The following is a 13,285-nucleotide window of genomic DNA, read 5'->3' as shown; positions in this document are numbered from 1 at the left end:
GTGGTTCCTACGAAGAGAAGCGGTCACGTGTAATCGGTTTCAGTATGAACATATGGCGATGGAAACAACCATCTCCGCGCGTAGATGTGATCGCCTCGTAAGCTAAGGCCCATGGCGAAGTGGACACCCCTGCACGAGGCGCCGGAGCCCCTGGAGGGCCCCGTGGTCGCGACCATCACCGGCGGCACGATCCTGTGGTTCGTCCTCTTCCTCGGACAGCTCCCGTTCTACGGGTGGTACGACGACCACGGCCACCTCTGGTGGCTGTGGACCTGCCTCGCGGGCACCGGTCTCGGCCTGTTCGGCATCTGGTTCGTCCGGCGCAGGGACGCGGCGATCAAGCGGGACGCGGCGCTGAAGGAGTCGGCGGAGGCATCGGCGGTGGCTCCCGAGTAGTACGGGTACGACGGGGTCGTCCCCGCAGTACCCCCATAGGCGTAGTACCCCCGTAGGTGACACCCCCTACAACCAGGGCACTACACGCCTCCTACCCGAGTCGGATCTTCGGCACCTTCAGCGGGTGAACGGGGCGATCGGCACGTACCGTCGTGGGCATGGCCCACACCGATGCGGCTGACGCCGTACCAGCCGCCCCGGCGCTCCCGGCGTCCGGACTGACCACCGCCGAGGTCGCGGAGCGCGTCGCGCGCGGCGAGGTCAACGACGTCCCGGTCCGCAGCAGTCGTACGTTCGGGGAGATCGTCCGGGCGAACGTCTTCACCCGGTTCAACGCGATCATCGGCGTGCTGTGGGTGATCACGCTGGTCGTGGCGCCGATCCAGGACGGGCTGTTCGGGTTCGTGATCCTCGCGAACACCGGGATCGGCATCATCCAGGAGTGGCGGGCCAAGCAGACCCTGGACTCCCTCGCGGTGATCGGCGAGGCGCGGCCGACGGTACGGCGGGACGGTAGGGCCGTCGAGGTCGGCACCTCGGAGATCGTGCTGGACGACCTGATAGAGATCGGCCCCGGCGACAAGATCGTCGTGGACGGCGCCTGCGTCGAGGCCGACGGCCTGGAGATCGACGAGTCGCTGCTGACCGGCGAGGCGGACCCGGTCGTCAAACGCCCCGGCGACCAGGTGATGTCGGGGAGTTTCGTGGTCGCGGGCGGCGGCGCGTTCCGCGCGACGAAGGTGGGCCGCGAGGCGTACGCCGCTCAACTCGCCGAGGAGGCCTCGCGGTTCACGCTGGTCCACTCCGAACTGCGCACCGGTATCTCGACGATCCTCAAGTACGTGACGTGGATGATGGTTCCGGCCGCGATCGGCCTCGTCATCACCCAACTCGTCGTCAAGGAGAACGACTTCAAGGACTCCGTCGCCCGGACGATCGGCGGCATCGTCCCGATGGTCCCGGAGGGCCTGGTCCTGCTCACCTCGGTCGCCTTCGCGATCGGCGTCATCCGGCTGGGCCGACAGCAGTGCCTCGTCCAGGAGTTGCCCGCGATCGAGGGGCTCGCCCGCGTCGACACGGTCTGCCTCGACAAGACCGGCACCCTCACCGAGGGCGGCATGGACGTCACCGAACTGCGCGTCCTGGACGGCCACGACGAGTCGTACGTACGCCAAGTCCTGGGCGCCCTCGGCGAGTCGGACCCGCGCCCCAACGCCTCGCTGCAAGCCGTGATCGACGCCTACCCCGACGCGGAGGACTGGCGCTGCACCGAGTCGCTGCCCTTCTCCTCGGCCCGCAAGTACAGCGGCGCGAGCTTCGGTCAGGCCGACGGGGAGTCGAGCACCTGGCTGCTGGGGGCGCCGGACGTGCTGCTGAGCGCGAGCGCCCCCGCCCTCGCGGAGACCGAGCGGCTCAACGAACAGGGCCTGCGCGTCCTGCTGTTGGCGCGTACGGCCCGTGATCTGGGCGATCCCGAGGTCGCCGTGGGCGTCGAACCGGCCGCGCTCGTCGTGCTGGAGCAGCGGTTGCGGCCCGACGCGGCGGAGACCCTGCGGTACTTCGCCGACCAGAACGTCCGGGCGAAGGTCATCTCCGGGGACAACGCGGTGTCCGTCGGCGCGGTCGCCGGGAAGCTGGGCCTGTCGGGGAAGGCCGTGGACGCGCGCCAACTCCCTTCCGATCAGGAAGAGATGGCCAAGGCGCTCGACGAGGGCACGGTGTTCGGGCGGGTCACTCCGCAGCAGAAGCGGGAGATGGTCGCCGCGCTCCAGTCCCGGGGGCACACCGTCGCGATGACCGGTGACGGCGTGAACGACGTCCTCGCGCTCAAGGACGCGGACATCGGCGTCTCGATGGGTTCCGGGTCCGAGGCGACGCGGGCCGTCGCGCAGATCGTGCTCCTCAACAACAGCTTCGCGACGCTGCCTTCGGTCGTCGCCGAGGGGCGCCGGGTCATCGGGAACATCACCCGCGTGGCGACGCTGTTCCTCGTCAAGACCGTGTACTCGGTGCTGCTCGCGCTGCTGGTGGTGTGCTGGCAGGTCGAATATCCCTTCCTGCCACGGCACTTGACCCTGCTGTCCACGCTGACCATCGGAATTCCCGCGTTCTTCCTCGCCCTTGCTCCCAACAAGGAGCGGGCGCGGCCCCACTTCGTGCGGCGCGTGATGCGGTACTCGATCCCCGGCGGGGTGATCGCGGCGGTGGCCACCTTCACGTCGTATCTGATCGCCCGTCACTACTACACGGGGGCCGATGCGTTGGACGCCGAGACCAGTGCGGCGACGCTGACGCTGTTCCTGGTGTCGATGTGGGTGCTGGCGATCGTGGCGCGGCCGTACACGTGGTGGCGGGTGCTGCTCGTCGCGACGATGGGGCTGTCGTTCCTCGTCGTGCTCGCCGTGCCGTGGTTGCAGCACTTCTTCGCGCTGAAGCTGGTGGGGACGACGATGCCGTGGATCGCGGTGGGGATCGCGGTGGCGGCGTCGGCGGTGCTGGAGGTCGCGTGGCGGTGGGTGGACCGGCGGTTCGCGGACTAGGCCCTGGGTTCCGATGGTCGAGAAGAGCGCGGCACCTGTTTCCGGGTGCCGCGCTCTTGTGTGTCTCAGGAGGCGTAACTCTTCAGGGGTAGTACCCGAGGTCAGCGGACGTCGACGTAGTCGGCCGCCGAGGCGACCGCGCCCGTCGTCGACGTAGCTACGAAGTTGTACCGGTAGTACCCGTCGGCCGTCGCCTTGACCGTGGTGCTCAGCGCACCCTTGGCCGTGGTCTTGACGGACTTGACGGTCGTCCAGGTCGTGGCGCCGGCCTTCTTGTACTGGAGCTGGACCGTCTGCGCGCCGTAACCGGCGTACTTGTTGGTCTCCCAGTTGGCGCGGGTGAGCGAGCCCTTGACCGTGATGGTCTTGCCCTTCTTCACCGGCTCCGGGGTGGCGTCGGTGGTGAGCTTGGCCTTGCGCAGGAGCTTGGTGGAGCCGAGGTTCTCCTGCCAGGCCAGGACCTTCTTGGCGTCGATGGCGACGCCGCCGACCTTCCAGGCGCCGGTCTCGGAGTTGGAGAGGTCGCCGTCGGTGACGTTGAAGACGAGGGCGGCCGTGCAGTTCAGGACCGTCGCGGAGGGGGCCTTGCAGGTGCCGGGGTTCTCGCTGACGAAGAGGTCCGACGGCTTGGCCAGCGTCCCGCGGTAGATCGCCGGGCCGGTCTGGAGCGACTTCGCGCTCAGGCTCGCCGGCTTGGTCACGGTGTACGTGACGGCGAAGGAGGCTCGGCCGGAGGCGCCGATCACGAGGTTCTTCGCGATCTTGACGTTCGAGAAGGTCACCTTGGAACCGGCGGCCGGGGCGGCCTGCGCGGTCGGAACGGCGAGGGCCGAGAGAGCCACGGTGCCCAGGACGACGGCAGCGGTGGCGGTGGCGCGTATGCGCATGTGCGTTCCCCAGTGGGATGAATGTTCAGGGAGTCTGTTGACTCACGCGTGAGACCCGTAGCCCTTGGGAACAGTTGTACGGATGTAAGGGCATTTGGTGAAACCTTTGCCCTGAACAGTCCGGTCCCTCTCAAGGACTACGGGTCCACCCCTCAGTCGAACCAGCGGTCCCGCGCCAACTCCCCCGTCCTGGACGGGTCCTCCAGCAGCGCCGCCACCTCGAACCGCCGGGGCCACTGCCCCGCCGCCCACGCGAGCCCGGCGGCGACACCTTCGAGGGTCGACGCGTGCAGCACGCCGCCGTCGGTGAGCCGCCAGTCGATCTCGACGCCGTCGACGATCAACTCGTCGTGCTCCACGTACGACTTGGGGGTACGGGAGCCGAGGAGCAGGGCGACGGAGTCGGGTACGTCGTGCTCGGCGCCCTCGGAGTCGACCTCGCCGGTGACGGACTCGCTGAGGCGGCGCACCTGGAAGAGTTCCGCCAACTCGGCGGCCCTGGTGGGGCGTACGGGCAGCAAGGGGGTGCCGTCGGTGAAGGGGAGGAGGTCCGGGGAGTCCACGACGACGGCGTCGGCCGCGTCCACGACGTCCACCGAGCCGTCGACCACGGCCCTCAAGTCGTCCGGGAGCGTGACCTGTTCGGGGTCGAGTTCGGCCAAGGCTCCGTAGAGGCCGTGGAGTTGGGACGGGGTGACCTCGCGGTCCGGGTCGGCGAGCCGCTCCAGGAGTTCGGCGCCGCCGCCGGGCTCTTCGAGGAGCGCGGACACGGACGTGCGAACTCCCAGGGCGCGCAGGACCTGTTCGTCGTCGAAGCCGGTCGCGTCGGCCTCGTCGTACAGTCCGCGCAGCAGCGGGTCGCCGCCCGCCGCGAGCAGGCCTGCCGGGCGGCGGCCGTCGAGGACCGGGTGACCCCTCAACCACCAGGCGGTGTACGGCCGTACGACCTCGTGGGTGCCGTCGGGCAGCAGGATGCGCAGCGGCTGGACCAGGGCGTCGCGCAGCGGCGGCTGTGCCAACAGGGCCAGCGCCTGGGGCCACTTGTCGTCGTCCACGAGGTCCAGGTCGCGGACGGCGACGAGTTCCGTCGCGACCGGGGGGACCGGCGAGTCGGGGAAGCGGTCCAGGACGTCCTCGGCCCAGACGTCGACGGCGTCCAGCAGGCCCGCGTCGTCGGGTTCGGCGAAGTCGCCCTCGCGGGGCTCCAGTTCGTCGGGGTCGAGGACGACGTCGGTGGCGCGGACGAGGGCGAAGTTCGCGAGCACGCCGCAGGCGGTGAGGGGCTGTTCGCCCCACTTGTCGGCCAACTCGTGGTCGACCTCGGCAAGTTCGCCCTCGCGGATGACGGAGGCGAACGGGCTGCCGGGCAGGACGAGTTCACCGGCGGGCACGAGTTCGCCGTCCTCGTCGGGCAGGGCGAGGGCGCCGAGCCAGGGTTCGTCGCCGGGTTCGAGGCCCGCCTCGCGGACGAGGGCGAGCACGGTGTCCGCCAACTCCTCGGCGTCCGGGGCGTCTTCGTCCCACGCGCCGCCGTCGTCGTCCAGGGAGGCGGCGACAGCCGCGCGGACCTGGGGAGTCGTCAGGATCGCCCGGGGTGTCGCCGGGAGCGCGCCGAGCTTCTCCAGCAGGGGGTGCGCGGCGTCCTCGTGCGCGACCTTGAGGCCGAGGCGGGCGAGGATCTCCGGGTCGGTGCCGGTCGCCGTGTCGGGGAGGGGAAGCAGGATCTGGCGGGGGCCGATGGTGGTGCGACCGTCGGCAAGGGGGACGGGCAGGCCCGAGAGGCGTTCCGGGTCGGTGCCCGCGAGGCTGTCGTACAGCCGGTACCACCACTCCGGGTCCTTCTCCAGCCCGGCGAGCCGGTCGACGACGTCCGCGAGGGGGACCCGGGTGACGCCGAGGGTGCGCAGCTCGACGCGGCGCTCCAGGCCTGCGGGGAGGAGGGTGGGGAGGACTTCGGCGAGGACCTGGACGGTGTCGGCGCCCGCGCCCTCGACGACCTCGGCGTCTCGGGGGCGGAGGGCTTCGGGGAGGAGTACTTCGGGGGTAGCTCCCAGGTCGTCCCCCGGGAGGGGTAGTACCTCGGAGCCATCCGCGCCCGTAGCGCTTCCGGCGTACAGGTCCCCGGCGACGCCGAAGGCCGGGCCCGCTGTCTCGCCGGGCCGGTCGCCCTGTCGCGCGGCGGGCGGCAGGAACGCGGTGCGCGGCAGCCGCTCCAGCACGGCCTGACGGAGCGCGCCGTCCAGTTCGCCCTTGCCGAGCGGGCCCGGGACCAGGTCGATGATGCCGGTGTCCACGGGGCGCCAGCCCGCGAGGAGTTCGGCGTACGTGTCGGCCGCGCGCTGGACCAGGAAGTCGGTCAGGGGGCCGGGGGCGGCGTGGCGGCGGGTGGTGTCGAGGGGGAACGAGGCGATGAGGAGGGCGGGGACGCCGAGGGGCTCGTCGCTGGGGGTGGGGGCGTGCAGGACGGGGGCCGTCCGGGGTCGTACCGGTAGTCCTCTGGTATCGACCGGGACCGCCCATGTCAACGACCAGTGCGGGCGCAGGCGTTCCTCCACCGGGCGGTCGGCGAGGAGGTCCGGCGCGGTCTCGCCGTGCGCGGAGAGGGTGCGCCAGGTCGTCGTACCGTCGCGGGAGTCCTCTACGACCGTGAGGTGACCGTCGGTGCGGCGCCACAGGGTGCGGGCGTCGTCCCCGACCTCGACGACGACCTCCTCCAGCCCCGCGAGGGTCAGCAGCAGGCTGTCGTCCACGGCGTCGAGCAGGCGCTCGGCGAGGTCGGCCGCCGCCGTGTCCCGCAGGGGGAGGATGACGGCCGTGTCGTACGTGTCGGGGGCGGTGCCCTCGGCGGCGTACGGCAGGCGTAGTACGGGTACGTGGCCGTCGCGGCGGCGTACCTCGTCGCCCAGGCCGGGGCTGTGGCGGGCCGTGTCGGCGGCGAGTTCGCGGGCCTCGGCGAGGGACCAGCGCACGCCGCCGTGCCGTCCGACGACCGCCGGCTCGTCGGTGACGGACAGGACCGCCGCGAAGCCGACGCCGAAGCGGCCGATGGACGGGGTGTCGCGTTTCGCCGATGCCCTGAGGGTCGAGAGCGACTCGACTCCGGCGGCGTCCAGGGGGGCGCCGGTGTTGGCGGCGACGAGTACGCCCTCCCTGAGAGTGAGCCGGAGTCGTCCCGGTACGCCTGCGCGGGCGGCGGCGTCGGCGGCGTTCTGGGCGAGCTCGACGATCAGCCGATCGCGGTAACCCCCGAGTACGAGGTCCTCCTCGGCGTTCGCGTCCTCCCGGAAGCGGGCGGGACTGGTCGCCCAGGCGTCCAGGACCCCGCGCCGCAGCCGGGCGGTGCCGAAGGGGTCGGCGCCCTCGGTCGCGGGCCGCACGAAGTTACTCACGTTCACTCTCCTCATCGGCGTGAGGAGACCGTACCGCTCAGGTCTTACAGGGGCGTACTTCGGTATTACGGGGTGTGAGGGGGCGTACGGCGTTCACCGGGAGGCGTAGGCGAGGAAGCCGGTCCAAGTGGCGGGAGTCACAGCGAGGCGGGGGCTGGAGTCGCGGTACTTGGTGTCGCGGATGTGGATGGTGCTGGGAGTGTTGGCGACCTCGACGCAGGAGTCGCCCTCGCTGCCGCTGCTGTAGCTGCTCTTGAACCATGCCGGTCGGACGGCTTCGCCGAGTGCGGGGTGGTGGCTCATGTCTCTCCCAACAGTTGCTCGATGAACACCCGGGATTCCTTCACCGAATGGGCCTCGCCGCGGATGGCGCCGTAGCTCATTTCGAGGATCATCAGGCTTTTCGGGTCGTCCACGGGGCGGCCGTCGCCGTCTTCCTGGCGGCCGATCGCCGAGCCGTCCGCGAACTTGAGGATCTGGATGCGGCCTCCGTTGCCGGGGTGGTTCCAGCGGGCGGTGGGCAGTACTTGGATCTCCACGTTGCGCAACTGACCTACGTCCAGGATGTGTTCGAGCTGGCCGCGCCAGACCCGTACGCCTCCGACCGGCCGCCTCAGCGCCATCTCCTCGATGACGAAGCTGAGTTCGGGTGCCGGTGAGCGGCTGAAGATCCGCTGCCTTGCCATGCGTCCGGCCACCTCCTTCTCCAGCCGGTCGTCCGGGAGCAGGGGGCGCCCCGTCTCCATCAGCGCCCTCGCGAACTCCTCGGTCTGGAGCAGGCCGTGGACATGCCTGCTGCCGTACGACAGGAGTTGGACGGCCTTCATCTCCATCTCCGCCAGACTCCGGGCGCTCTTCCGGTACTTGACCTTCTCCACGTCGTCCCACATCGCCGAGACGCGGCCACCCGCCCCCAACACGCTGTCGGCCTTGTCCAGATACGGCCGCCGGGGGATCCGCATCCCGGACTCAACCTTGTAGACCATGTCCTCGCCGTACCCGATCGCCTTGGCGAAGTCGACGACCTTCATCCCCGCGGCCTCACGCCACAGCTTCAACTGCCGCCCCACGCAGATGAGTACGGCGACTCCCCACTCGTCCTCGGGGTCGACCTCCCACCCCGGCCCGTCCCTCTCGGCTCGCCCCTCACCGTGCATTCCGTGCTCCCTCGGTCGTACGGCTCTGCTCGCGACCTACCCCGGAGCCCACCTCTACAGCGTCGACACGGTTGGACAGCGATTGGACAGTCGCTCTACGCAGTGGCGATATCACTGAAACGGTAAGCGAATCCGACCACTCTGTGTGACGTGATTCAGAAACTCCCCCAACCCACAACCCCCGTCCACCACTTCAGCGTTCAACTCTCCCCCACCCGCCGAGGCGCCCGCCTCGCACGCCTCCTCTCCACGGAACAACTCCGTTCCTGGGGACTCCCGTTGGACCCCGCCCGTCTCGTCATCGCCGAGCTCGCCAACAACGCCGTCCAGCACGGCCGCGTACCCGGACGGGACTTCCTGCTGCTCCTCCAGGACCTCGGCGGCACCCTCCGTATCGAGGTCTCCGACACCCGGACCGACCGTCTCCCCCAGCCTCAACTCTCCGGGCCCGACGCCGAGTCGGGGTACGGGCTCGCCCTCGTGCACGCGCTGAGCACCGCGTGGGGCGTCACCGAGGGGCCCACCCCGCGTAAAACCGTCTGGGCCGAGGTCGCGTTGGGCTCGCCGGAACCCGGGTTTCCGTGCCCCGGTACTGCCAGCCCCTCCTGAAAGGAACAGTGAGGGAAAAGAAACCTGCCAAACCCCACCCCTCCCGCCCGCGCCCGGCGAGCGGGAGTCGTGGTCACTCCGGTGAGTGATGTTCGCCAACCGGACTTGATCTGGGGAGGGTTGTATGCCTTACGCTCTGCCTCACACAGCTTCAGAAATTCAACGGCCCCCGCCGGGACTGGCATCCCAATGCGAGGGCCTCACCACCAAGGAAGAAGCCTGCTTCCCGATGGATACCAACGACATTAACGCGTCCTCGCGTACCCGGTCCCGTCCCCGTGACGGGAAACACCCGAACCGGCGTCATCCGCACGCAGGTCTGGTTCACGACAACACCCGCCTCACCGAACGCTTCACGGTGATCGGCAACCACCTCGCCCAGCATCCGGACCTGTCGCTGCTCGCGATCGGACTCGGCGTCCACATCCAGTCGCTTCCCGCAGGTGCCTGCATCGCCATCAAGTCCCTCGCCGGACGTTTCCCCGAGGGCGTGGACCGCATCTCGGCGGGGCTACGGGAGTTGGAGCACCACGGCTACCTGCGCCGTACGCCTGAGCAGATCCAAGGCGGCCGGATCATCACGCGAACCGTCTCCTGCAACTACCCGGGCCGCACGAACAGGCCTGCCCACAGCGGCAAGAGCCACACCCCCAGGAACTCCGACCCCGAAGGCGACTGCACCGGGGAGCACGACGGCCGGACCCACGACACGCACAGCCACAGCACGCGAAGCCACGCCAACCGGGACCGCGACAGCGAAGGGCGCGACAACGGGGGCCACCCCAGCGGGAGTTACGCCGCCGAGAGCCCTCGCAACGGAAGCTTCGGCAACGGGAGCCCCGGCACCCAACCCCACGGCGCCCAACTCCACCACAACCGACCCCCCAACCCCCCGGACCACTCCCCCTGCCTCGGCCCCAACCCCCCGCAGAAACCCCGCCAGAAGGCCCTCCCCTCCGTCCCCCAACCCTCCTGCACAACCCCCGGCATCTTCCAGAAAGCCTCCGAAGTCCTGGCCGACCTCCGCCGCCACGACCCCCGCCTCTACCTCTCCGCCACCGACATCGCCCACCTCTCCCCCGGCGTCGCCGCCTGGCTGGAACGCGAGGTCTCCACGGGAACGGTCCGCCGAGCCCTGACCGAGAACCTCCCGCTGGACCCCCTCTACCGCCCGGCAGCCTTCGTGGCCCACCGACTGACGGCCCAGCTCCCACCCGTCCCGTACTTCGGCCCAGGGCGCCCGGTACTACCCGTGGACCCCACGCCGGACGCGCCCCCGGCGACCGCCGCCGACAGCCTCGTACCCGTACAACCCGTAGTCCCCCGGGGTCTCCGAAACCCCACGGCCTGCCCCGAGTGCGAGCGCCCCTACCGCCGCCCCACACCCCCAGGCACCCTCTGCCTGGACTGCCGACCACCCGAGCGCGTAGTACCCGGGTAGTCCCCCGCAGGTAGCCACCCTCAGGTACTCACTCCCCGGTACTCCGCCGAATGAGCTACGAGTGCCCCAGCTCAGCCGTCTCCTCGTCCCCGTCCCCCACCGGCACCGACCCCGAATCCGCGGCGGGCCGCAGCGGGAACGGGTCCACCTGGGTCTCGTCGACCACCGGCAGAGCGGGCCGCGTCGGCGCGGGCATGACCGCCGCCTCGGAGTGGCCGCCGCACCCGTACGTGAGGGAGACGACGCGGCCGTCGGCGGGCGAGAACTCGTTCGCGCACACGCCGAACGCCCGGCCGAGGCTGCCGCCGATCGGCGTGAGGAAACCGCAGCTCACACAGGTCGCGGGGGCGGCCTGGGCCATCGGGGTCTGCGCGCCGAACGCCTCTTCCCAGCGGTCGGCGGCGATGTGGAGGCCGTAGCGGGACAGGACGCGGGCGCGGCGCAGACCGAGTTCGTCGGCGACGGCGGCGATCGTGCCACGGGCGGGCGGCACCGCGAGGTCGGGCGTGTCCTCGGCGTCGGCGGACGCGGCGGCGGTGAGTTCCAGCTCGGGCTCGTCGTCGCCGGAGTCGCCGAGGGCGAGGCGGTCGTCGGCGTACCCGGACTCCAGGCGGTCGTCGTCCGCGTCGGTCGGCAGGAGGTCGCCGGGGCCGAGGTCGCCGGGGCGCAGGCGCTCGCTCCACGGCACCCACTCGGGCGCGAGGACCGCGTCGGGGCCGGGGAGCATGACGACCTCGTCGAGCGTCACGACCTTGGCGCGGGACGCGCGCGCGACGGTCGCCGCCCAGCGCCAGCCCCGGTAGCCGAGTTCCTTGCACTCGAAGAAGTGGGTGACGACGCGGTCACCCTCGGAGACGAGGCCCACGTGCTCACCGACGACTCCGGGGGCCGCCGCCTCCTCGGCTGCGGTGCGTGCGAGGTCGACGGCCTCCGCGCACAGGCGGTCGGGGGTGCGGCTTCGCGTGGTCGCTGCGCTCACAGGTATCGCTTCTCTCCTACGCCGTCTGTCGGGTGCGGTGTCTCGGGCCGCGGAACGGACGGAGCGGACCTGTGGGCCGCGTCGACGTCCGCGTCCGATCGTGCTCGGGCGCACCTGTGCCATCCATTGTGCGGGATGGCTGAGATACGCACGCTACCTGTTCACGGCCGCTCAGCCCACACCGACGGGACACGTCGATCGACAACGACACCCGGATCGTCACCCTGAAGTAGTCCCCGGGTAGTACCAGGAGCGCCCCAGCGGCGCCCCGGGCGGCCCTTCCGTAGCCGAGTACTACACGGGTAAACCCGGAGAACTACCGCCCCGTCCGCGCGCTAACCGCACTACGCACCGCTTTCTCGGGGCACTATGAACGTCGTGGCAACCGCGCGGACACCCCAGGGCGCGACCGGAATCGGCGGGCAGGGGAAGGCAGCAGGCGGCGGTTCGGGTCGGCTGGGCGGACCCGTCCGCTCGATCGGCCGTGCCCTGCACTTCCCGTTCACCGGTACGGCGCGCGGCATCAGAAAGGCCACGCACGCGCACGGCGCGGGCGAGTCGGGCCTCGGCAAACTCATCGAACTGCACGCCGTGAACGGCGCGGGCGACGTGATGATCACGGTCGCGCTCGCCTCCACCGTCTTCTTCTCCGTCCCGACGGACGAGGCGCGCGGGCGGGTCGCGCTCTACCTCGCGATCACCATGGCGCCGTTCACTGTTCTCGCGCCCGTCGTCGGTCCGCTGCTCGACCGGCTCCCGCACGGGCGGCGGGCCGCGATGGCCGGTGCGATGCTCGCGCGGGCCCTGCTCGCCCTAGTACTTTCGGGCGCCGTCGCCACGGGGAGCCTGGAGATGTATCCAGCGGCCCTGGGGGTACTCGTAGCCTCCAGGTCGTACGGCGTCGTTCGCTCTGCGGTAGTACCCCGACTACTCCCACCACGGCTGTCCCTGGTGAAGGCGAACTCCCGGGTCACCCTGGGGGGACTCCTGGCGACGGGGATCGCCGCGCCCATCGCGGCGGGGCTGCACCAGATCGGGCCCGGGTGGCCGCTGTACGGCGCGTTCGTGATCTTCGTCCTCGGTACGTTCCTGTCGTTCACGCTCCCTCCGAAGGTGGACTCGGCGAAGGGGGAGGACGTCGCGCTCCTCGCCGCCGACGAGGACCATCTGCACGGGCCGCTCAAGTCGGCCAAGCGGCCCGGACTGCGCACGGTCGGCATCGGCGTCACCCACGCCCTCGGCGCGAACGCCGCACTGCGGTGGCTGTCGGGGTTCCTCACGTTCTTCCTCGCGTTCCTGCTGCGCGAGCACCCCCTCACGGGGCAGAGCGCCGCCGTCTCGCTCGGCATGGTCGCGGTCGCGGCGGGGGCGGGGAACGCGCTGGGTACGACGGTGGGGGCGTGGCTGCGGTCGCGGGCGCCGGAGGTGATCGTCGTGACGGTCGTCGCGGTGGTCCTCGCGGCGACGGCCACGGCGGCGCTGCTGTTCGGGGCGTTCCTGGTGGCCTGCCTGGCGGCGGTCGCCGGGTTCTCGCAGGCGCTGGCCAAGCTGTCGCTGGACGCGCTGATCCAGCGGGACGTACCGGAGTTGGTGCGGACGTCGGCGTTCGCCCGGTCGGAGACGATGCTCCAGGTGTCGTCGGTGTTCGGCGGGGCGGTGGGGATCGTGATGCCGCTGAACGGGACGCTGGGGCTGTCGGTGGCGGCGGGGGTGGTCGCGGTGGGGCTGGTGGCCACGGCGAAGGGGCTGCTGGGGGCGGCACGGCACGGGAGCGGGGGCGGCGGGGGCCGGGCTCGGGTGGAGTAGAGCTCTAGTACCTGAGAGCCACCGCCCGCACCCCGCGTGGCCTAACGCACAGCCACGCCGCACCCCGCGTAGGAACTGCGT

10 protein-coding genes are annotated in these 13,285 nt (G+C 70.8%); 5 read left to right on the top strand and 5 right to left on the bottom strand.

What is annotated here, in order from left to right; genetic code table 11:
• Positions 1 to 111: 111 nt before the first annotated feature.
• Positions 112 to 396, top strand: coding sequence for a DUF2530 domain-containing protein (locus tag J8M50_RS05775; RefSeq protein WP_010351249.1), 285 nt, complete (start codon positions 112 to 114; stop codon positions 394 to 396).
• Between the two features lie 158 nt (positions 397 to 554).
• Positions 555 to 2,936 carry a cation-translocating P-type ATPase gene (locus J8M50_RS05770; protein ID WP_010351248.1) on the top strand — a complete coding sequence of 794 codons (2,382 nt, stop codon included), beginning with the start codon at positions 555 to 557 and terminating at the stop codon, positions 2,934 to 2,936.
• 101 nt (positions 2,937 to 3,037) lie between these two features.
• On the opposite strand, the gene J8M50_RS05765 is transcribed toward J8M50_RS05770, so the two are convergent.
• From J8M50_RS05765 to J8M50_RS05750, 4 genes are all read right to left on the bottom strand, one after another.
• A complete protein-coding gene (locus J8M50_RS05765; protein ID WP_010351247.1) occupies positions 3,038 to 3,823 on the bottom strand; it encodes a hypothetical protein in 786 nt (261 codons plus the stop codon).
• 152 nt (positions 3,824 to 3,975) lie between these two features.
• On the bottom strand, positions 3,976 to 7,212 hold the full coding sequence (locus J8M50_RS05760) for a sacsin N-terminal ATP-binding-like domain-containing protein (RefSeq protein ID WP_010351246.1): 3,237 nt from the start codon (positions 7,210 to 7,212) through the stop codon (positions 3,976 to 3,978).
• Positions 7,213 to 7,305: 93 nt separating this feature from the next.
• Positions 7,306 to 7,515: a DUF397 domain-containing protein gene (locus tag J8M50_RS05755; RefSeq protein ID WP_010351245.1), complete on the bottom strand. Its 210-nt coding sequence runs from the start codon at positions 7,513 to 7,515 to the stop codon at positions 7,306 to 7,308.
• Positions 7,512 to 8,369 (bottom strand): helix-turn-helix domain-containing protein, encoded by an 858-nt coding sequence (locus tag J8M50_RS05750; RefSeq protein WP_010351244.1) that lies wholly within the window; start codon positions 8,367 to 8,369, stop codon positions 7,512 to 7,514. Before J8M50_RS05750 ends, J8M50_RS05755 begins: the two co-directional genes overlap by 4 nt.
• Positions 8,370 to 8,519: 150 nt before the next feature.
• On the opposite strand from J8M50_RS05750, the gene J8M50_RS05745 reads away from it, so the two are divergent.
• On the top strand, positions 8,520 to 8,978 hold the full coding sequence (locus J8M50_RS05745; RefSeq protein ID WP_029183503.1) for an ATP-binding protein: 459 nt from the start codon (positions 8,520 to 8,522) through the stop codon (positions 8,976 to 8,978).
• A 229-nt stretch (positions 8,979 to 9,207) separates the two neighbouring features.
• Entirely contained in the window at positions 9,208 to 10,419 is a 1,212-nt protein-coding gene (locus tag J8M50_RS49645; protein WP_010351241.1) for a hypothetical protein, read from the top strand.
• 55 nt (positions 10,420 to 10,474) lie between these two features.
• On the opposite strand, the gene J8M50_RS05735 is transcribed toward J8M50_RS49645, so the two are convergent.
• Entirely contained in the window at positions 10,475 to 11,398 is a 924-nt protein-coding gene (locus J8M50_RS05735) for a DUF3027 domain-containing protein (RefSeq protein WP_010351240.1), read from the bottom strand.
• Positions 11,399 to 11,776: 378 nt separating this feature from the next.
• Between J8M50_RS05735 and J8M50_RS05730 the strand changes: the two genes are divergently transcribed.
• Complete coding sequence (locus J8M50_RS05730) at positions 11,777 to 13,204, top strand: MFS transporter (protein ID WP_029183502.1); 1,428 nt, start codon at positions 11,777 to 11,779, stop codon at positions 13,202 to 13,204.
• Positions 13,205 to 13,285: the final 81 nt, after the last annotated feature.

This window comes from Streptomyces acidiscabies (assembly GCF_020010905.1).
Lineage (GTDB): Bacteria > Actinomycetota > Actinomycetes > Streptomycetales > Streptomycetaceae > Streptomyces > Streptomyces acidiscabies.
The sequence above is the reverse complement of the archived record's forward strand: the minus strand, read 5'-3'. Positions and strand labels throughout refer to the sequence as shown.

Excerpts from the sequence above, each read along its gene's own strand:
- J8M50_RS05775 (WP_010351249.1), top strand. The coding sequence starts at position 112 with ATGGCGAAGTGGACACCCCTGCACGAGGCGCCGGAGCCCCTGGAGGGC.
- J8M50_RS05755 (WP_010351245.1), bottom strand. The coding sequence starts at position 7,515 with ATGAGCCACCACCCCGCACTCGGCGAAGCCGTCCGACCGGCATGGTTC.
- J8M50_RS05765 (WP_010351247.1), bottom strand. The coding sequence starts at position 3,823 with ATGCGCATACGCGCCACCGCCACCGCTGCCGTCGTCCTGGGCACCGTG.
- J8M50_RS05770 (WP_010351248.1), top strand. The coding sequence starts at position 555 with ATGGCCCACACCGATGCGGCTGACGCCGTACCAGCCGCCCCGGCGCTC.
- J8M50_RS49645 (WP_010351241.1), top strand. The coding sequence starts at position 9,208 with ATGGATACCAACGACATTAACGCGTCCTCGCGTACCCGGTCCCGTCCC.
- J8M50_RS05750 (WP_010351244.1), bottom strand. The coding sequence starts at position 8,369 with ATGCACGGTGAGGGGCGAGCCGAGAGGGACGGGCCGGGGTGGGAGGTC.